At 45.5% G+C, this 19,844-nt stretch carries 17 protein-coding genes; 3 read left to right on the top strand and 14 right to left on the bottom strand.

All coding sequences use genetic code 11. The annotated features are described in order from the left end of the window. Positions 1–263 precede the first annotated feature (263 nt). From BVG16_RS24375 to BVG16_RS24365, 3 genes are all read right to left on the bottom strand, one after another. On the bottom strand, positions 264–1,757 hold the full coding sequence (locus BVG16_RS24375) for an ABC transporter substrate-binding protein (protein WP_078501807.1): 1,494 nt from the start codon (positions 1,755–1,757) through the stop codon (positions 264–266). Positions 1,758–1,800: 43 nt separating this feature from the next. Next, positions 1,801–2,718 carry a carbohydrate ABC transporter permease gene (locus tag BVG16_RS24370; RefSeq protein WP_078501913.1) on the bottom strand — a complete coding sequence of 306 codons (918 nt, stop codon included), beginning with the start codon at positions 2,716–2,718 and terminating at the stop codon, positions 1,801–1,803. A 104-nt stretch (positions 2,719–2,822) separates the two neighbouring features. Further along, positions 2,823–3,761: an ABC transporter permease gene (locus BVG16_RS24365; protein WP_078501806.1), complete on the bottom strand. Its 939-nt coding sequence runs from the start codon at positions 3,759–3,761 to the stop codon at positions 2,823–2,825. Positions 3,762–3,997: 236 nt separating this feature from the next. On the opposite strand from BVG16_RS24365, the gene BVG16_RS24360 reads away from it, so the two are divergent. After that, positions 3,998–5,770, top strand: coding sequence for a sensor histidine kinase (locus BVG16_RS24360; protein ID WP_158081778.1), 1,773 nt, complete (start codon positions 3,998–4,000; stop codon positions 5,768–5,770). Continuing rightward, the gene (locus BVG16_RS24355) at positions 5,763–7,352 is read left to right on the top strand and encodes a response regulator transcription factor (protein WP_078501804.1); all 1,590 of its coding nucleotides are present in this window, start codon (positions 5,763–5,765) and stop codon (positions 7,350–7,352) included. Before BVG16_RS24360 ends, BVG16_RS24355 begins: the two co-directional genes overlap by 8 nt. Positions 7,353–7,867: 515 nt before the next feature. Here the strand turns inward: BVG16_RS24355 and BVG16_RS24350 are convergent. From BVG16_RS24350 to BVG16_RS24305, 10 genes are all read right to left on the bottom strand, one after another. Continuing rightward, positions 7,868–8,632, bottom strand: coding sequence for a formate/nitrite transporter family protein (locus BVG16_RS24350; protein ID WP_078501803.1), 765 nt, complete (start codon positions 8,630–8,632; stop codon positions 7,868–7,870). Position 8,633: 1 nt separating this feature from the next. Continuing rightward, positions 8,634–8,957, bottom strand: a complete 324-nt coding sequence (gene nirD, locus BVG16_RS24345; protein WP_078501802.1) for a nitrite reductase small subunit NirD — start codon at positions 8,955–8,957, stop codon at positions 8,634–8,636. Between the two features lie 13 nt (positions 8,958–8,970). Then, positions 8,971–11,373 carry a nitrite reductase large subunit NirB gene (gene nirB, locus BVG16_RS24340; RefSeq protein WP_078501801.1) on the bottom strand — a complete coding sequence of 801 codons (2,403 nt, stop codon included), beginning with the start codon at positions 11,371–11,373 and terminating at the stop codon, positions 8,971–8,973. 445 nt (positions 11,374–11,818) lie between these two features. Continuing rightward, entirely contained in the window at positions 11,819–12,115 is a 297-nt protein-coding gene (locus BVG16_RS24335; RefSeq protein WP_078501800.1) for a rhodanese-like domain-containing protein, read from the bottom strand. A 164-nt stretch (positions 12,116–12,279) separates the two neighbouring features. Then, complete coding sequence (locus tag BVG16_RS24330; protein ID WP_078501799.1) at positions 12,280–12,735, bottom strand: DUF523 domain-containing protein; 456 nt, start codon at positions 12,733–12,735, stop codon at positions 12,280–12,282. Between the two features lie 658 nt (positions 12,736–13,393). Beyond that, positions 13,394–15,274: a molecular chaperone HtpG gene (htpG, locus tag BVG16_RS24325; RefSeq protein WP_078501798.1), complete on the bottom strand. Its 1,881-nt coding sequence runs from the start codon at positions 15,272–15,274 to the stop codon at positions 13,394–13,396. A 220-nt stretch (positions 15,275–15,494) separates the two neighbouring features. Further along, positions 15,495–16,886 (bottom strand): FtsW/RodA/SpoVE family cell cycle protein, encoded by a 1,392-nt coding sequence (locus BVG16_RS24320; protein WP_158081777.1) that lies wholly within the window; start codon positions 16,884–16,886, stop codon positions 15,495–15,497. 8 nt (positions 16,887–16,894) lie between these two features. Next, positions 16,895–17,221, bottom strand: coding sequence for a PadR family transcriptional regulator (locus BVG16_RS24315; RefSeq protein WP_198957530.1), 327 nt, complete (start codon positions 17,219–17,221; stop codon positions 16,895–16,897). Positions 17,222–17,361: 140 nt separating this feature from the next. After that, entirely contained in the window at positions 17,362–17,535 is a 174-nt protein-coding gene (locus BVG16_RS24310; RefSeq protein WP_078501795.1) for a DUF3934 domain-containing protein, read from the bottom strand. Positions 17,536–17,553: 18 nt separating this feature from the next. Continuing rightward, positions 17,554–18,003, bottom strand: a complete 450-nt coding sequence (locus BVG16_RS24305) for a HEAT repeat domain-containing protein (protein WP_408635379.1) — start codon at positions 18,001–18,003, stop codon at positions 17,554–17,556. Between the two features lie 162 nt (positions 18,004–18,165). Here BVG16_RS24305 and BVG16_RS24300 point away from each other — a divergent pair, with 162 nt between their 5' ends. Further along, positions 18,166–18,504: a DsrE family protein gene (locus BVG16_RS24300; protein ID WP_078501793.1), complete on the top strand. Its 339-nt coding sequence runs from the start codon at positions 18,166–18,168 to the stop codon at positions 18,502–18,504. 160 nt (positions 18,505–18,664) lie between these two features. On the opposite strand, the gene BVG16_RS24295 is transcribed toward BVG16_RS24300, so the two are convergent. Continuing rightward, positions 18,665–19,780 (bottom strand): FAD:protein FMN transferase, encoded by a 1,116-nt coding sequence (locus BVG16_RS24295; RefSeq protein WP_078501792.1) that lies wholly within the window; start codon positions 19,778–19,780, stop codon positions 18,665–18,667. Positions 19,781–19,844: the final 64 nt, after the last annotated feature.

Genomic DNA, 19,844 nt, shown 5'->3' with positions numbered 1-19,844 from the left:
AATGGGAGCTATAGACGATTTATGCTTATCTATAGTGGATTCATCCAATATAACTCATGAAATCGAGCCAAAAACTCTAAAGTTAGTGGATTTATCCATTATAGCGAGTTGGGCTCGTACTGGTATAACGCCAAGCATGTACAACATTTGAATGATGTAGATCCCAAGGTCAATGCTCATCAAAGAAAATTCGTTTCAGCACGTTTGTCTCCAGTTAAAAAAAGCCAACGTCTGAATCATTCAGACGTTGGCTCTTCTACACCTTATTTACTTGCACGCCACGCATCAACCTGCTTCTGTGCTTCCTCGATGATTTTGTCGATCCCTTGCGCTTTTAACTTCTCAATCGCTTTCGGCAAAATCTTATCTGGATCTACGGAGCCCGTATTCAACGAAGGACCGAATTCATCCACTGCGTTTTTCACATTGGCAATCTCCGTCATCACGTTCGTTGGGTCAAATTGGAACCCAAGAAGCGGTGCGTTTTTCGCTGAATCATTGAACTTCTTGTACTGCTCCCATTTGTCTGCCGGGTCGTTCTTCAATTTATCAAGCAAAAACATGTTGCCTAGCGTAAAGGCTGGCATGCTGTAACCCGAATCAGGAATAGGCTCGTAAATCCCTTCGGATAACTTCTTGTAGTGTACGCCCTCTATCCCGTTGTTCACCAAGTTACGCAAGAATTTATCGGTATTCAATAAGTTCAAGAACTCCATCGCTTGCTTCGGATGCTTCGTCTTCGCTGAGATCGCCTGCATAGAGCCTGTAACGGACCAGTTAAATACAAGCGGTTCATGGATTGGCGTCGAGATAATCGGATATTGCATGCTTTCGGACCATGAAACATCAGCAAATGGTACGGTATGCTGTTTGTCTACAAGCCATTTCCCCGTCTTCTCGAATTCATTCCCTTGCTTCGTCGCTACATCCGGCGGCAAATAACCCGCTTGGTAGTATTTACGCATCGTGCTGAACACTTGCTTCGCTTCTGGAGAATCCCAAATATTCACCATTTTGAGATCTGTCGAATTTAGAGCCACGCCGACCGGAATCCCTTCCAACGCGAAGTCAAAAGGTAAAAACGGGCCAATGTTCGAAGGAATCGGATAGACATCCGGCTCGTTCTCTTTTACCGTCTTCAGCATCGGTTCCAAGCTCTCAAGCGTCGTCGCCTTCGTAATATCTAACTTATATTTGTCGACGAGATTTTTATTAAAGCGCCAGACCGCTTGCGCCGGCAGCTCCTTGTTCGTCGGAATGGCATAGTTGTGCCCATTCACTTTGGAGCCTTCCAAGAAGGCCGGATTCAATTCCTCTTTGATCCCTTTTCCGGACTCCTCTAGCAATTGATCCAACTCATAGAAATACCCTTTTCTCGCGCTCTCTACGTAATTGAATGCCCAGGATGAAGTGAATGCGATATCGAACGGCTCGCCAGATGCGGCAATCACCTGCATTTTTTGGGAGTAATCGCCCCAATCAATGACTTTCAGATCGATTTTGGTGTTAATTTTGTCGACGAGATATTTGTTCACTTCCGTCATGACTTTGTCTTGGTCTTTCTGAGGACCGCCAATCGTATACCAGATTAGGGTTACAGGATCTTCTTTTTTCTCTTGCTGTACCTGCGTCTCGGTTCCTTTGCCCGTATCGGCTGTCCCTTCACTGGACTTACTGTCCTTGCTGCTTGAACAACCTGCTAATGTAAACGCAGCAAGCATGACGAAGGATAATACCAGAAGCAAACTTTTTTTCATCTCTGTTGTTCCTCCCTTTTGATATTCCATCTATCATTCGTAGTTACTCTTTCACAGCGCCAATCGTGAGGCCTTGCACGAAATAACGCTGGAAGAATGGATACGCGAAAATAATCGGCACGGTAGCAAGCACAACCATGGCCATCCGTGTCGTCTCCGCTGGCAGCGATCTAGCAATAGCGGACCTTTCCGTTCCGCCGGATACCGCGGAATTCTGCAGAATGAACTGAATGTTCGTCTCGATCTTGATCAATAAAGATTGCAGCGGAAGCAATTTGGCATCATCAATATAGAGCAATGCGTTAAACCAATCATTCCAGTACCCCAGTGCGCTGAACAGACCGATCGTCGCTAATCCGGGCAAGGAGATCGGGAGAACCAGATAGAAGAATACTCGAAACTCCCCGGCCCCGTCTATTTTTCCGGATTCGATGATCGCATCGGGAACCATCGTCTTGAAGAACGTCCTCATAATGAGAATCGAGAACGCACTCACGCACATGGGGAGAATCAAGGCCCAAATGGTGTCTTTCAAATGCAAAACCTGCGAGACGACGATATAAGAAGGTACGAGACCGCCCCCGAATAACATCGTGAAAAAAGCAATAAACGAGAAGAAACCGCGGAAGTGAAAATAACTTCGTGAGATGGCATAAGCATACAACGAAACAATAGCAAGTGAGAGCAGCGTTCCTACGACCGTAATAAAGAGGGTTACACCATAGGAGCGCAGCAATTGATCGCTCGTTTTGAAGATGTACGTGTACGCGTCCAAGGACCACTGCTTCGGAAAAAAACTATATCCGTCTCTAGCAAGTGCCTTCTCATCTGTGAATGATATGATGACGACGAACAGGAATGGATAGACGCAGGCCAAGGAGAACAGCCCGATCGCCAAGTGAGACATCATGTTCCAGAATGGTGTCAGATGGTGAATATCCCGCATCTTTTTCCTCTTCATGTTCGGTTTGCCTGTGTGTTGTTCAACGACAACGCCGTTATCCAAGCGGAAGCCCCCCTTTCTATGAATACGTGTGCAATTCGTTCCGTATGGAGCTTTAGTGGTTAAAAGAGCGCTTGTTCCTTGTTAATTTTCCGCACGATGAAATTCGTGACGATAACAAGCACAAACCCTACGACTGCTTGGTATAAGCCGGCTGCTGTACTCATCCCAATATTCCCTGTCACTTTCAAACCTCGGTATACAAAGGTATCAATAACATTCGTGACCGGATACAGTGCGCCGGTATCGCGAGGAACCTGATAGAAGAGTCCGAAGTCCGCCCGGAAGATTCCGCCCACCGCAAGAATGAACATAATGACAATGATCGGCGTAATCATCGGAATCGTAATTTTGCGAATTTGCTGCCACTTGCTAGCCCCATCAATCATCGCCGCTTCAAAATAGGATTTGTCGATCCCGACGATCGCCGCCAAGTAAATGACGCTGCCGTATCCTACGCCTTTCCACAGGTTGACGAAGACCAGAATGTACGGCCAATATTCTTTTTCCGAATACCAGAAGACCGGGTCGACCCCAATGAACGTAAGGAATTGATTGAGTACCCCCTTGTCAACGCTTAGGAAGCTGAATACGAAGTAACTCACGATAACCCAAGAGAGAAAATGCGGCAAGAACATGCCGGTTTGATAGATTTTGGCCATCTTCTTATTGGCAATTTGACTGATAATGATCGCCACGATCACGGAGAGCGTCGTCCCAAGAACAATGAACACCGCATTATAGAGCAGCGTGTTCCTCACGATGATCCAAGAATCCTCCGTCTTGAACAGGTATTCGAAGTTCTTAAGCCCAATCCAATCGCTCTCGATAATGCTGGCCAAGAAACCATCAGTACTGAACTTATAATCCTTAAAGGCAATGATTGCACCCGGCATGGGCAAATAGCAAAATAGAAGAAACCATACGGCACCCGGCAGCACCATGAGTAATAATGCTTTATTGCGGCCTACCATTTTCAGCCAGCGCATCAGACCTTCCATACTGTCCCTCCTTCTGCTCGATTTGTTTTGTATAGGGTTAATTTACCGCAATGAAAGCGTTCTCTAAAGGGAAGAAATCAAATAAACTGATGTATAAAACAAAGAATTGTTTTCCTCTTTTTCCAAAACTCTCTTGATTTATGATAGTCTTAGAAAGGATTATTGATATGAACAACACGATTATTGAAAGCGCATTCAGAACGTGGAAAGACATCAAAAAAGGGTGCATATGGAACATGAAGAAACTCATCGATTTCTATAACAAGCATTTCAGGCAAAAACTGTTCAATAAAATATTAATGATCTATTCCATCATTACGATCGTGTCGCTAGCAACCCTCTCCGTCTTCGTCTATACCTATCTGATCAACGGGCAAGTGCAAAAAGAATTGGATGCGAACAATCGCATTCTATCCAATATTGGCAATTATTTTGATTCGAGGCATATGGCTTCCGAGCAAATCATGCAGCAGATTTACCAGGAAGGTTCCTCTATGCTGCTTGACGATATTCAATCCTTATTGAAAAATGACTTCTCGCAATATTTGGATGACCGCTTGATGCGATATAGTGATACAGGCATCCGGCGACGGGATATCTTAGCCTTTCTCCGTCTGCAAATGAACAACTATCCCGATATACGCAAGATAGCCCTGTACAGCACGAACAAGAAATTCGCCTTTCTCATGGCGAAGGATACGCAGGACTACTATCCCATTGACACTGGCGGTCTGCAGACTGTACTAAACAAATATATACTCACGGACAAAAGCTTCACGACGATCAGCAACATCACGAACTTGACCACGCTGGAGACAAGCGGGAACCTCGTCATCGATTACAATTCGGACGGCATTTATCGGGCATTCCAGAACAATTGGGACGAAATGAAAGGATATGTCGTGGTCTTATCGCCTAGTGGCAATGTGATATTCGATTCGTCGAACCGCTATTACGGAGCCAAATACCCTTATGCATCACAGCTTAAAACGGCATTCTCCATGCAGCAGTTCGAGGATGAGTCCTATGTCAACCTGCAGACGACGAATCGGTTCGGCTATTGGATCGCCGGCGTCATTCCCAAATCCGAAATCACCGAGAGCTTGACTGGGCTTCGGAACACACTGCTCCTCGTCACCAGCATTTGTATCGTTGCGGCCATGGCGATGACCTACTTCACGATCGTCAACTTCTCACGAAGAACGAAAGTGATCGTACGGGCGATGGGCAAACTGCGGGATGGGGACTTATCGGTTCGCATTCCTACGGAGAAAAACGATGAATTATTCCATATTGCCGATCGATTCAATCAAATGTGCGAGGACTTAACCGGATATATCGATCGTGTCTATGTATCGGAGATCCGGCAGAAGCAAGCTGAACTTGTCGCATTCCAAGCACAGATCAAGCCGCATTTCCTGTACAATACACTTGAAGCCATTCGTATGCGGGCGCTGCATCACAAAGCCGATGATGTCGGGGAGATGATCTATATTCTCTCCACGTTGTTCCGATACTCCGTGAAGACCGATACGATCGTGCCGCTCTCGGACGAGATCGAATACTGCAGTCTCTATCTGGACTTGTTCCGAATTCGTTACGCCCGTAACTTCGCATATGAGATCGACATCGAGCCCGAATTGATGAGCATTCCTACGCTGAAGCTCTCCATTCAGCCCATTATCGAGAACTACATCGTCCATGGCTTGATTATGTCGCGAACCGATAATCGAATTACGATTCATGCGGCGGTCGTCGATAGTCGTCTGCAGATCACGATCCGTGACAATGGCTGTGGCATCGACTCGGCAAAGCTCGAACAAATTAGAAGAAGGCTGGAAGAACCAGCTGAACACCCTACTCAATCCATTGGCTTGCTCAACACCCATGAACGGATTCGCATATGCTTCGGCAGCGATTATGGACTGCAAATCGATAGCTTGCCCCATCTGGGAACGGTCATCACGATGCAAATACCTGTGAGTCAAGGAGGACAGCTGTATGCGTAAAGTATTTATAGTTGATGATGAACCATTCATTCTGGAAGGCCTTACTTCTGTCATTGCCTGGGAGGATTTCGGCATCACGCTTTCCGGCAAAGCATACGACGGTTCAGAGGCTTTCGAAGCCTTGCAGTACACTGGGGCAGATATTCTTATTACCGACATCATGATGCGCCAAATGGGCGGTCTTGAACTCATCGAACGACTCAAACCTCTCTACCCCAAGATGAAGTTTATCGTCCTGAGCGGCTATAATGAATTTGGCTATGTAAAGGAAGGCATGCGGCTCGGGATCGAGAACTATTTGTTGAAGCCTGTGAATATGAAAGAGCTGACAGAGACCGTGGTGAACACCGTGCAGAAGCTGGACGATGCGGAACGCCAATCCTATATCAACCAGAATCAATTGGATATTTTGCGGGACAATGTGTTGAACCGTTGGGCAACGGGACACATGGATCCGACGGAGCTCCGGCACCGACTGCAGTTCTTGGAAATCCCGATCGACCATACCTTTTATCTGGTTGCGGCGATCAAGACCGTCTTCGATGGCGCGACCTCGGATGCTGATGGCGACGCGGCCATCCAGGAGCATAAAAGAAAAAATGATGTGTATCTCCAATCCAAGTCGATGATGGAAACGTCGAACGGCTGCTTTTGTTTCTGTGATACAGATAGCGATACGATGCTCATTTTTACCGGGGCAAAAGCGGAAATTGTTCAGAAGGAAGCGCTAGACCTCCTTGGTAAGATACGGAAAGATATCAAACAAAGGATGGATGTTCAGATCCTGATCACGCTTGGCAGTATGGAATCCAGTTATTTGGAAGTATCCCAGAGCTATGGGCATGCCAAACGGTTGCAGGAGTACTTCCTTACCAATTCGGAAGATGCCATTATCCGTTATGATCAAATGATGGCGTCCGATCATCCGATGGGGTCCGCTCCCATCGACATGTTCGAATACGAACAGCTCCTGCTTAGCAAGAATAAACCAGCGCTTCGCACCTATATCGACTCCCTGTTCGCGAGGCTGCAATCCCTGGAATCCATCACGCCCGTCCAACTCCATAACTGCGCCATCGATTTAATCTTGTGTACGAAGCAAGTGGTGAAAGACAATAAGCTGAATCACGAACTGGCTACAAGCGGATATAAGCAGCTATTTACGGCGCTATTCCGTGCCCATACCATGAGTCAATTGACGACCCATGTGAAATTTATTGCCGACTCTGCCATTGATTATCTATCGACGGAAGATGACGAGTTCAGTCCGATCGTCAAGCAAGTGCTGCATCAGATCAAGACAAGACATGCTGAGGAGCTGTCGTTGAAGACATTAGGGCATAAGCTCAACATCCATCCGTTCTATCTCGGACAATTATTCCAGAAAGAAACCGGCGAGAGCTTCTCCGATTACTTGAATGCCTACCGAATCAAGAAGGCACAGCACTTGCTGAAGACAACCACAATGAAGACAAGCGAAATATCGAGAAATATCGGATACTTGGAACCCGGCTACTTCTATAAAATGTTCCGAAAATATACCGGCTTCTCTCCTACGGAATACCGCGGCCATCAGAAATGATGCCCTTCTTCTCCTGATGTGCATGACATGACATGACTTACTCATGCCATGACTCGCTCATGCCATGAGAAAAACCGTCAGGGGATCACCCGACGGTCTTTTATTATGTGAACCTATACGTTGGTGGATAGGTGAGATGGGTTGGTGTTTTGCGTTTCAGCTGTCGTAGATACGAAATCTTGTCAAATGAAATAAGCTCTTGGTGTATGTCGGACATGAGAGACCTTATTGTTTGCTATGCTCATAGATTAGCCGTTTTTGCGGACCTAGATGCCCTTATTCCATCCGAATTATGAGTTTATAGCTTATGTTTAGCATAATAAGTGCTGCTGTGTCCGTTCACCCTGCATTTTGAGTACTTTTGGCATAATTAAGGTCTCCTGTGTCCGTTCATTGCTCACTCCGTTCCCTACACCCTAATTTGATCTCAGCAATCTCTCAAAAAGTTATACATTCTAGAATGTCAAAAAAATCGCTAATGCATTTCGCATTAGCGATCTTTAAGATCATCTATATTATTTCTCTTTTGCAATATACCAGTAAGCAATCCCGACGAACAATGCCCCTCCGACGATATTCCCTAAGGTGACTGGAATTAAGTTCGCCGCCAATCCTGCGAACGAAACCGTCTCAGGATGCGGGATGAATAATGAAATCGATAATAATGTCATGTTCGCAACGCTGTGCTCGAAACCCGAGGTAATAAAGGCAAATAAACACCAGAAGATCATGATCAGCTTCGCTGTCTCTTCTTTCAATTTCAAGGAACACCAAATCGCCAAGCATACGAGTATATTACAGAGAATGCCGCGCATGAATAGCTCCATGAAAGGCGCGTTCATTTTGGTGCTGGCAACCGAATTGATGAAATCCGCAACACCCCCTGTAGCGAGTCCCGTATAGACGAAAATGGCTGCAACCAAGATCGAACCCGCGAAATTTCCGATGTAGCTATACAGCCATATTTTCAACGTATCCAACCAGGTCGTCTTCTTCTCTAATGTGCTCACGGTCAGAATGAAGTTATTCCCCGTAAACAACTCTGCGCCCGCCATAATGACGAGACTCAAGGCAATCCCGAAGGAAATCCCCATGATGATCTTTGTACTTGGTACATGAGCCGGCGCCAACAATCCACCAATCGTGAAGATCAGAATAATTCCCAATCCGACGAATAATCCTGCCAGCATCGAAGATGTAAGATATTTTCCTTTACTGCGATTCATTAACGAGACCTTCGCAACTCCCGCTTGATTAATCGTCTGAATGATATCCTTCATCCTAGCCGAGGCCCCCTATATACACGTATCCATCAATGATCTCGGTCTCATACGTCTGAATGCAGCCGTCATCCGGTTTCTGTACTTCGCCGGTAACCAGCGAGATTTTCCAATCATGTAATGGACAGAAGACATATTCACCCGATACGATACCTTCGGCTAAAGGGCCGTCCTTATGCGGACAACGGTTACTCACGGCCCGAACATCGCCATTCGATAATCGAAAAATCGCGATCGATTGATCCTTTACTAGTACTTCTTTTCCGATTTGTACGGCCAGGTCTTCCAGCTTGATGACTTTGATTTTATCCGTTGTCGTGCTCATCGTGATCGCCCCTTTATCGTTTTTCGATGCTATACATATTCTGGCGTTGTTCGTCTTCTAACGTTGCTCTCCATGCCTCGCGGTACGTGCCCCGCGCCTGCTCGAATCTTGCTGCTAATTCAGCAACTTGGCTTGCTTCGCCTAATGCTGTGCGAACGGTCTCTACGCCAACGCGCTCCACCCACGGAGCTGTACGCTCACCGTAGATTCCCGACTCCCGATACAATTGAACATAAGCTTTCGCCATCAATACGACTTCGTCTTCCGTTGCCACCGTAGTTAAGCTGTCGCATTCCCGTACTTCCGTTCCGCCATTCCCGCCAAAATAAAGCTGGTATCCATTCTCCACGCAGACGATTCCGAAGTCTTTGGTTAGTACTTCTGCGCAGTTCCGCGGACAACCTGTCACACCCATTTTCATTTTGTGCGGTGTATCGACCATCTCGATCTCTTGCTCCAGGCGAATGCCAAGTCCCAGCGAATCTTGCGTCCCAAATCGACAGAACTGTGAGCCTACGCAAGATTTCACATTCCGAAGCGACTTCGAATACGCGTATCCTGACTTCATGTCTAATTCCGCCCATACATTAGGTACATCTTCCTTCTTCACACCGAATAGACCTACACGGGCCGCGCCAGTAATTTTCACCAACGGGACATTATATTTCTTCGCCACTTGTCCGATCCGAATCAGATCATCCGGCGTTGTCGTTCCCCCGTACATCCGTGGTACGACGGAGAAGGTTCCGTCCTTCTGAATATTGCCGTCCATCCGTTCGTTCACGAATCGGGATGCTTTGTCATCTTCATACTCCTCGGGACGCAGCATGCGAAGATAGTAGTTCAAGGCAGGACGACACTTCGAGCAGCCTTCTTCATGCTTGAATCCAAGAACCATACGAACCTCTTTCGGCGTATGCATGCCTTTCTCCTTAATCGCTGCAACCACTTCATCCCGGGAGAGTGTCGTACATCCGCACATGCCGCTGACTTCAGCCGATGCATCGAATTTATCGCCTAACGTATGCGCGAGGATCGCTTCCACCGTACCCCGGCATTTGCCGCAAGAACCGCCTGCTTTGGTTACGGCTTTCACTTCGTTGAACGAAGTCAATCCATGTTCCAGAATGGCCCCCACGATCGTGCCTTTGGTCACCCCGTTACACCCGCATACCGTCTCATTTGCGCTCATCGAAGCTACATCGAGCCCGCTCTCTTCCCCAGCTTTGTGAAGGACTGAAGCACTTGTAAACTCTTGTACATCGGCTCCCTTCTTCAACATGCTGAACAAACGTGTACCATCCGACGCATCGCCGTATAATACTACGCCGACGACTTTGTTGTCTCGAACTAACACTTTTTTGTAAGCGCCTGTGAATTCATCCTGAACGACAATCGATTTGGTATTCTCGCACGGATGAATTTCGCCACCGGAGAACAGATCACAACCTGCCACCTTCAACTGGGTCGATAAAATGCTTCCTTGATAACCCATTGTCGGCTGCCCCGTCAAGAAATCCGCTAACACGATGCCTTGCTCATATAATGGCGCGACGAGTCCGTAAGCAATGCCGCGATGCTCCGCACATTCACCCACCGCATAGATCAATGGATCCGATGTCTGCATGTAGTCATTGACTTGGATCGCCCGATTCACATCCAGTCCCGCTTCTCTCGCAATCGCCACATTCGGACGAATCCCAACGGCCATGACGAGCAGATCACACTCGACACTCGTACCATCATCGAACCGAAGACCTTGGACGCGCTGCTCCCCATAAATCTCCGCTGTTTTCTTCTCCATTAAGAATTTCATGCCTTGCTTCTCAAGGTCCTTCTGCAGCAGCTTGGCAGCCGCGTGGTCGAGCTGCATCTCCATCAGGTTCGGCAGCAAGTGAACAACATGTACATCCATTCCCCGATCCAATAATCCACGAGCAGCTTCCAATCCGAGCAGTCCTCCGCCAATGACCACGGCTTTTTTGTATTGCTTGGCTGCATCCATCATGTGCTGTGTATCCTCAATTGTGCGGAATCCCACCACGCCTTCCAAGTTATGACCTGGAACAGGCAGAATGAAAGCACTCGAGCCGGTCGCGATGATTAACTCGTCATACGGAATCGTTGTTCCTTGATTCGTAACCACGTGACGCGCTTCACGTTCGATATGCGTGACACGTTCATTAGAGATGAGCTTGATCTGATTGGCTTCATACCAATCCCAATCGTTAATATTAATATCGTTAAATGTCGTCTTTCCTTGCAGGACATTCGATAGCATAATGCGGTTATAATTCGGGTATGGTTCATCCCCGATCATCGTGATGTCATACATATCGGGTTGTCTTTTCAAAATTTCTTCAATACAGCGTGCCCCCGCCATCCCATTGCCGATCATCACTAAACGTTTTTTCATCTTCACGCCTCCGTTACTTTGTGAAAATAAGTACATGAGTGGATTATATAAGAAATGAAAAAGGAAACGAGTGATTACGATCACTTTATTTAGTAAATTTATGGGTCAAATTTTCATGGGAACAAAAAAAAAGCTGCCGCACAATTGAACAGTGACCCGATTATGGATACTTTTGAAAAAGTGTCCATCTTGCGGGCCACAGTTTAACTAAGCGACAACCTTCTTTTCCAATGTAGGAACACAAATGAACTAATTGTTAGAAAAATTTCACCGTGATTTGTGGCATGCGTCACTGTATTTTAAGCGAGGATATCCTTAGGACTTTGGAAATTTCATGAAGTGAGCGTCGCAGTCTGTAAATCAACAAAACCCATCCGCGTGGGATGGGTTTTGCACTAGCCTCTATGAAACTGTTTTATGGGTACACTACCTCAGATCATGCCGCTTACTCGACGTCACCTGTCCATTCGTTCATGCCGCCGTCCATGTTAATCACCTGAAAACCTTGCGATTCTAAAAATTGCGCAGCTCTCATGCTTCGTCCACCAGCTTGGCATACGATAACGTATTCTTTGGCTTTATCCAATTCATGCATTCGGAATTCTAATAATCCTAGCGGGATGTTGATCGCTCCCGGGATGATCCCTGTCGCTACTTCCTCAGGCTGTCTTACGTCAATGATGTTTATCGGTTCATTCGCTTGGACTTGTCCCCATACGGCTGTCGGTTGGATATTCTTCATGGTTCAATCTCCTTCTGTAATTCGTTGATATGATGAATATTATATACCCTATGGGGTATATAATCAACTACAAGTAAACCTGTGACTTAGAGTAAACGAAAAAGAAAAAAGCATACCACCTGGACACTCGTAAGTATCCTCGATGATATGCTCATGCGAACGGGCTAGACCATCGCAATAAATTCATTCTCCGATATGACCTTGAAGCCTTCCCGCTTCAATAACGCGGAAGTCACCCCTTCACCCGGTATCCGTTGATTCGAAAACGTTCCGTTATAGATCATCTGGCTTCCGCATGAAGGGCTGTTCTCTTTCAACACGATATACGTCGCTTCAACCTGCCTAGCCAGCTCTAATGTCAGATTGGCGCCTTTTAAATAGAGTTCCGTTACATCCGTTCCAGACTTGTCGATAATTCGGGCCGTGCCGCCTAACACGTCTTCCCCCGTCCCTCCCACAATCTCAGCAGGTTCGCGGGGTGTCGTGAATCCTCCCATCAATTCCGGGCATACCATCATGGCTTGCCCGTCTTCGACGAGTTGTTGAATCCGTTCTACTAAACGATGTGTACCATTATAGCGGCATTCGATGCCGCCGAGGCATGAGCTTACGATGATCATGGGTGAGTCCCTCCTTTGTGGAAATTTAGTCGTTACATATGAGTTACATCGGAATTTTTCAATCTTGTTTGAGTAATTTCTTCATTGTAGAGAAAAATATTACTGTAAGTAATACAACATCAGTAATATCATATCACGTATAAATTTATCGGGTAAATATTTTGATAAATACAATGCTAGATTAGAAAGTGAGAAGTTGATAAAAGATTTAAATGAGAAAAACCGTCAGGTGATCACCCGAAGGTCCTTTATTGTGTGAACCTATACGACGGTGGATAGGTGCGATGGGTTGTTGTTTTGCGTTTCAGCTGTCATAGATAAGAAATCTTGACAAATGAAATAAGCTCTTTGTGTGTACCGGACATGAGAGACGTTATTGTTTACTATACTCATAGATTAGCCGTTTTTCGGACCTAGATGCTCTTATTCCATTCAAATCATGAGTATATAGCTTAGCTTTAGCATAATAAGAGCTGCTGAGTCCGTTCGCCCTGCATTTTGAGTGCTTTTGACATAATTAAGGTCTCCTGTGTCCGTTCGTTTCTCGCTCCGTTCCCTGCACCCTAATTTCGGCAATCTGTCGAAACGTTAAAAATTCTAGAATGTTAAAAAAACCCGCCCCTAGCTTCGCCAGAGACGGGTCTTCTTCTACTTTCCCTTACACCATGATCTTACAAATATCATTCGTAAACTCAACCGGATCTTGCACCGATAAGCCTTCAATCAACAACGCTTGGTTGTACAACAAGTTCGTGTACAGACTTAGTTTCTCTTGATCCTTCTCGAATGCTGATTTCAAGGATTGGAATACCTCATGGTTCACGTTGATCTCAAGCACTTTGTCTGCTTTGACATCTTGGCCGTTCGGCATCGATTTTAGAATTTTCTCCATCTCGATCGTTAACTCGCCCTCGGTGGATAAGCATACCGGGTGGGTTTTCAAGCGTTTGGAGGCTTTAACATTGCTTACTTTGCCCGCAAGAACGGTCTTCATTTGCTCGAAGAGGTCTTTATTATCTTTCTCTTCGGATTCAGCTGCCGCATCCTTCTCATCCGCTTCGATTCCAAGATCGCCGCTCGATACGTTTTTGAATTCTTTCTCTTTGTACGTCATGATCATCTTGATCGCGAACTCATCGATATCGTCGGTGAAGTATAGGATCTCGTAGCCTTTGTCCGTAACGATTTCCGTCTGTGGAAGCTTGTCGATCCGCTCAATGGACTCCCCAGAAGCATAGTAGATGTACTTCTGATCTTCAGGCATTCTGGACACGTATTCGTCTAATGTCACCAGCTTCTTCTCTTTGGAAGAGTAGAACATGAGTAAGTCTTGAAGATCTTCCTTATGCATGCCGTATTCGTTATACACGCCAAATTTCAATTGTCTGCCAAAAGCCGTATAGAACTTCTCATACTGCTCTCTTTCGTCTTTCAACAAGCTTTGCAATTGAGCTTTGATTTTGTTCTTGATATTCTTCGCGATTAATTTCAATTGGCGGTCATGCTGCAGCATCTCGCGGGAGATGTTCAAGGATAGATCCTCGGAATCAACCATCCCTTTCACGAAGCTGAAGTAATCCGGCAGCAAGTCGCTGCATTTGTTCATGATCAACACGCCGTTGGAATAGAGCTCTAGACCCTTCTCATACTCCTTCGTGTAATAATCGAACGGCGTATTCTCTGGAATGAAGAGAATGGATTGATACACGATTGCGCCATCCGCGCTAATATGGATATGTTTCAACGGCTTATCGAAGCCGTAACGTTTCTCGGCATAGAACTTCTCGTAATCTTCTTCCGTAAGCTCGTTCTTATTCTTGCGCCAGATCGGAACCATGCTGTTCACGACTTGCTCTTCCTGGTACTCTTCGAATTCGTTCTCTACGCCTTCTTTTGGACGCTGCCCTTGGATATCCATCTTGATCGGGTAACGAATGAAATCCGAATATTTCTTAATGATCGATTTCAGACGATATTTTTCTAAGTACTCATCGTATTGATCATCTTCGGTATTCGGTTTAATGTGCAGGACAATCTCTGTCCCTACGGAATCCTTCTCGCAAGGTTCGATCGTATAACCGTCTGCGCCTGTGGACTCCCAGCGATATGCCTCTTCGCTTCCTAGCGCCTTACTCGTCACCTTCACGACATCGGCTACCATGAACGCGGAATAGAATCCGACCCCGAATTGACCAATAATGTTATGTCCGTCTTTGGCTTCGTTGTCCTTCTTGAATGCTAGCGAACCGCTCTTCGCGATAATCCCTAGGTTGTTCTCCAAATCTTCTTGCGTCATCCCAAGACCTGTATCGGTGATGGTTAACGTTCTGTTCGCTTTATCTGCGGTTACTTTAACGTAGTAATCTTCTTTGTTGAACACCAATTGATCATCGGTTAGCGCTTTGTAGTAGATTTTGTCAATGGCGTCACTCGCATTGGAAATGAGCTCTCTCAAGAAGATTTCTTTCTGCGTATAAATGGAGTTAATCATCATTTCCAGTAGTCTTTTCGATTCTGCTTTGAACTGTTTCTTAGCCATGAATGGGGCTCCTTTCGATATCTAAAAGATGAGATGATGAGATCATGCCTATCATTATATTAGCACTCCATTCACCAGAGTGCTAATTCTTCTTTTTATATAACATAACCGAAAAAACAATGTCAAGGGAATCCGGGCATAATATGCATAGAAAATGGTTTTCCTGTAAGCAAAGATACAAAAAATAAACCTCTCACTATTCAAAGCGAGAGATTTAATTTTAGGTTGTAGATTTCATTACAGGAATCATGTCTTTTCGAATATACACGTTGCAGAACAATCCTAGCACGAACATCCAAAGTATGATATTACCACCACCATAGGACAGTAAAGGCATGCCACCGCCATTAAGCGGTATGACATTCGTAAGACCCAGTATATAAAGCACGGCATGCAGCATCATATAAGTTGCTGCTAAACGCATGATACCACGTCCCAACTCATGCTTCACATTAGCTGCTAAACGATACATGACCCCGACCAGCAATCCAAACACGGCTAACAATAATAAACCACCGATCCACCCAAACGTGTAAATGATGAAAAGCGTCATATTCTCACTAAATAGATACGGGATATGTAAAGTATCTGTCAATCCGTGCCCTAACCATCCTGCCTCCGTAAGTGCCGCTCGTGTCTGATCGTATACGTAGGAGTCTCCTCCTTTTCCTTCTCCCTGAAAAATTCCATATTCCATCCAGCTTATCAGCCTTCTTCGGATATAATCGGAAGAAGCAAGTAAAGATAATCCACCAATGCACAACATCCCAATGAAGATACCTATTCTCTTCCAAGAGATACGAAGCCACTTACTCCATAATAAAACAAGCCCGGTCATATAGATCATAATGGCAAAAAAACGCAGCTCATACACATAAAAAAGGATGGGAACCATGCTAATGAATAACAACTTCCATTCCTTTCTCTTCAAGCTTGAGGTGCTTTGCTGCTGAATTTGTGTATACCAGAGATACAGACCTAACAGTAACGGAAATGGAGATAAACTGAAAATATTTATATATGTATTAAATCCTAAATTCAGAAAGGTATGGCCATTGACTTTCATGCCGAACATCTGAGCCGCAACCATAGTTGCCAAAATTAGCATCAATATAAACATCCCTTTATTGAGCCACTTTCGATAATCAATCGCGCATATGACCATAAAGAATATCATGCCGATGCCCATCATATAGATATGCTTCGTCGTTAAAGACAAACCATATGGATCACTCGGTTTCATTTCATAGATGTACATCGTAAGACAGGAAATCGAAATCCATACCACCAACAGAAGCCAGAGTAACCAGGGCCAACGTGCACGATGGACTTTGTTTAATTGCCTGGCCGTTTCAAGAGGTTCTCCCATCTGCCGTACAGCCGCTGCTTCAGCATCTGCTAGTGAAGCACCCAATCGTATCTCTTCATCCACTCGACTCTGCATATGGTCATAGAGTTCTGCTCGAATAAGGGGGTACATCTCCCTTGCTTTCACCTTCGACTCCACTTGTTGAATAAAGTGATCCAGTGCTCCTTCGATCTCCTCTTGAGCAGAACCTCCATTGTCTTTGGTTCCCTTAAGGCGTCTCATGAATCGCGTTAGAATTCCCATTGAACAAGTTACACCTCCCCTATGACGCGATCGAGTGAACCGCGAAATAAATCCCATTCCGCCTTCTTCTCTTGCAGTAGCTTACGACCCTTGTCTGTTAAGTGATACGTCTTCCGTTGGCGACCATCCGCTTCACTCCATATGGCTTCTACTTGTCCCTCACTCTCCAACGTATGAAGAATAGGATATAGGGTGCCTTCTTTTAATGTAAATACACTGGAGGAGCGCTGTTCTAGCCTTTTGATTAACTGATATCCATACATAGGTTGTTGTTCGAGCATGGATAACACTAACAGGGTTGTACTTCCCTTCAACAGCTCCTTACTTATTTTCAAGTTGACACCTCCCATCTATCGCTCTATACCTAGATATATTATACATAGATAATCTATGTATGTAAATGAAGACATAAAAAAACCCTTCCAACTTCTTGGAAAGGGTCTACGACATATATCTCCGTATTTCATTTAACTATTTATACATCATCCGATGTCCCGGAAGTGGTTGCAGTGCTATCTGTCTTTTTCGTGCCTTTACTCGTATAAGGCTTCGGGGCGCTCTTCGCGCGGTTCGCACTCGCTTGCCAACGATTCCATCCCTTTTTGCCTGTCCCCCGGCCTATTCCGCTCTTACCTTTTGCTTTGCTCATATCATCACTCCGTTGGTTCTATTTTGTATTCGGTGATGATGATGCCCACATCTTTTCGAGCCACTTATCGAAGTCTGCGCCCTTTTCACCTTCATACATGTCATACACGTCGATTCTCATCTTACGCAGCTTCTCTTTGAATTCCTCATACGTATGATCTTTTGGCAGACTTTTCTTGATTCTGAGCAAGAGTTTTGAAATACCTTTTACTAACTCCTGCTTGTTCTTGCTTGGAAGTTTGACGTCTTCGCCCAGTGCTCTAAGTTTATGGTAAGCAGCTTCTTGCACGGTATATACAGGGTCATGATTCATGAGACGCATCAAAATACGAATGCTATCGTCCTGATTCCATTGACCGAGTTCTTCAACAGCTTGCAATCGTTCTCTCCAATTCGATGTACGATTCGCCGCTTTTTTGACTTCCTCGAATTTTTCGGTTAATTCATTTACTTCTTCTTCATAATTCAAGCCATTCATTTCCCTTCTATGTTCAGATCTCTGGACTTCCCTTAACTTAACACGGATACCCGGTTCTTTCAAATAAGAATCCACAAGACATACATTATATATCATCTTGTCCACTATAATAATAGGATATAATAGAAAAATCCGAAAAAGGAGAGATAAATCATGACGAAGAAGGTTATTTTACTGACGACAGACAGCTTGGGTCAAGGAGATCCGGCATTAGGACAGACCATTCTGGAAAATTATTTTGCCTTGGTCAAGCAGCAAACCCCATTACCTGCAGCGATTTTTTGCATGAACCGTGGGGTATTCACACTAACCGCTGCATCGCTTGCCTCCCTGCATCTAAAAGAACTCGAGCAGCAAGGTGTTCCCGTATTGGCATGCAAAACCTGCGCCGAATATTACCATATCGAAGACAAGCTAGAGGTCGGCGAAATCTCAACTATGAAACGATTCGTGGAGTTATCTGCCGATTACGAAGTGATCACCCTCAACTGACCCCAACAGTATATGCATTTGTATATAAAAGGCCCCAGATCCCATTCATCGGTGCACGCGTAGGTGTGACTCCAACGACGAGAATACGGGGTCTTTTTTTCTTATGAAATGCGATCTAAAATAAGGACATGAACCGAATTCGGAGGTAATAGGTATTCTGCTAACTTGCTTTTGCCCCGGTTGCCCCGTAACTTTTCATGATGTGCTGCATTCCTTCACTAGCTTCAACCGAACCATCCGGCATCACCCACAACGCCTCCACGCCATCCAGACGCTCAACAAGCGCTCGACTCTCGTCAAAAGGGATCAGGAACACAACCGTCGATAAAAAATCGGCTAGACCGGAGTCTTGCGTGACGACCGTAACCGCCCGGTAATATTGCCCTGGCATGAGCGTATTAGGATCAATGAGATGATGAACGGGCTGCCCATCCACCATATAATAGCGTTGATAATCGCCGCTGCTCACAACCGAAGCATCCTTCACAAAAATCGTATCCAATAAATTACCGTCATCCGTCGCGATGAATTTATCGGGGTTCTGAAGACCTACCCCCCATCGCTTGCGAACACCGTCAAGGGGTTGGCCAATTGCTCGTATATTTCCTCCAGCGCTAATGAGGGCCGACTGCAATCCTTCAGCTTCCATCTCCTTAGCCACCAGCTCTGTCGCATATCCTTTTGCCACGGCCCCAACATTCAAGCTCATCTTGGGATCTTCCAGATACACGGTGCTCTTTGCCGTATCCACAATCACTCGATCGAGACTCATGTGCTCCGCGGCCTTCTGCAAATCTTCCATCGGCGGCAGCTGTGCATGTTCCGGATCATCCATGCCCGCTTCGCGGTAATCATGCCAGATTTGCAAGACCGACCCCATCGCAATATTCGTCTCGCCAACCTTCGCATACCACGCCTTCGAGAACTGAATCAAGTGAATGATATCGGGATCCACCCTAACCGGCTGAATACCGGCTTGGTCATTTATTGTCTTGATATTGTTCAAGCCCTCATAATTATTATAGATATCATAGAGCTTATGAAGCTCTTGGAACCGATCATGAATTCGTTGAAAATACTGCTGAAATTGCTCCTCGTTCTCCGTATAAGCAACGACCTGTGTTAGCGTGTCGAACGTGTCAAAGAAGCTATCGCTGTATTTCGAATAGATTGGCACCGTCTGCTCTTGCACGGGCTTCGCCATACAGCTTGTCAGTAATAAAATGACCAGCATAAGAGCTGCAACCCGCTTGCTCCCTTTTCGTATGGTAACCATTCTTCACCTCCGATCACGTATACATGATCATGTATCTTAGCCTCCAGCTATACAAAACTCCCCC

The sequence above is a fragment of the Paenibacillus selenitireducens genome, from assembly GCF_002021565.1.
Lineage (GTDB): Bacteria > Bacillota > Bacilli > Paenibacillales > Paenibacillaceae > Paenibacillus_K > Paenibacillus_K selenitireducens.
Note: the sequence above shows the minus strand (reverse complement) of the source record. Positions and strands in the feature narration are given on the sequence as shown.

Excerpts from the sequence above, each read along its gene's own strand:
- BVG16_RS24375 (WP_078501807.1), bottom strand. The coding sequence starts at position 1,757 with ATGAAAAAAAGTTTGCTTCTGGTATTATCCTTCGTCATGCTTGCTGCG.
- BVG16_RS24370 (WP_078501913.1), bottom strand. The coding sequence starts at position 2,718 with ATGAAGAGGAAAAAGATGCGGGATATTCACCATCTGACACCATTCTGG.
- BVG16_RS24365 (WP_078501806.1), bottom strand. The coding sequence starts at position 3,761 with ATGGAAGGTCTGATGCGCTGGCTGAAAATGGTAGGCCGCAATAAAGCA.
- BVG16_RS24360 (WP_158081778.1), top strand. The coding sequence starts at position 3,998 with ATGAAGAAACTCATCGATTTCTATAACAAGCATTTCAGGCAAAAACTG.
- BVG16_RS24355 (WP_078501804.1), top strand. The coding sequence starts at position 5,763 with ATGCGTAAAGTATTTATAGTTGATGATGAACCATTCATTCTGGAAGGC.
- BVG16_RS24350 (WP_078501803.1), bottom strand. The coding sequence starts at position 8,632 with ATGAAGGATATCATTCAGACGATTAATCAAGCGGGAGTTGCGAAGGTC.
- nirD (WP_078501802.1), bottom strand. The coding sequence starts at position 8,957 with ATGAGCACGACAACGGATAAAATCAAAGTCATCAAGCTGGAAGACCTG.
- nirB (WP_078501801.1), bottom strand. The coding sequence starts at position 11,373 with ATGAAAAAACGTTTAGTGATGATCGGCAATGGGATGGCGGGGGCACGC.
- BVG16_RS24335 (WP_078501800.1), bottom strand. The coding sequence starts at position 12,115 with ATGAAGAATATCCAACCGACAGCCGTATGGGGACAAGTCCAAGCGAAT.
- BVG16_RS24330 (WP_078501799.1), bottom strand. The coding sequence starts at position 12,735 with ATGATCATCGTAAGCTCATGCCTCGGCGGCATCGAATGCCGCTATAAT.
- htpG (WP_078501798.1), bottom strand. The coding sequence starts at position 15,274 with ATGGCTAAGAAACAGTTCAAAGCAGAATCGAAAAGACTACTGGAAATG.
- BVG16_RS24320 (WP_158081777.1), bottom strand. The coding sequence starts at position 16,886 with ATGGGAATTCTAACGCGATTCATGAGACGCCTTAAGGGAACCAAAGAC.
- BVG16_RS24310 (WP_078501795.1), bottom strand. The coding sequence starts at position 17,535 with ATGAGCAAAGCAAAAGGTAAGAGCGGAATAGGCCGGGGGACAGGCAAA.
- BVG16_RS24300 (WP_078501793.1), top strand. The coding sequence starts at position 18,166 with ATGACGAAGAAGGTTATTTTACTGACGACAGACAGCTTGGGTCAAGGA.
- BVG16_RS24295 (WP_078501792.1), bottom strand. The coding sequence starts at position 19,780 with ATGGTTACCATACGAAAAGGGAGCAAGCGGGTTGCAGCTCTTATGCTG.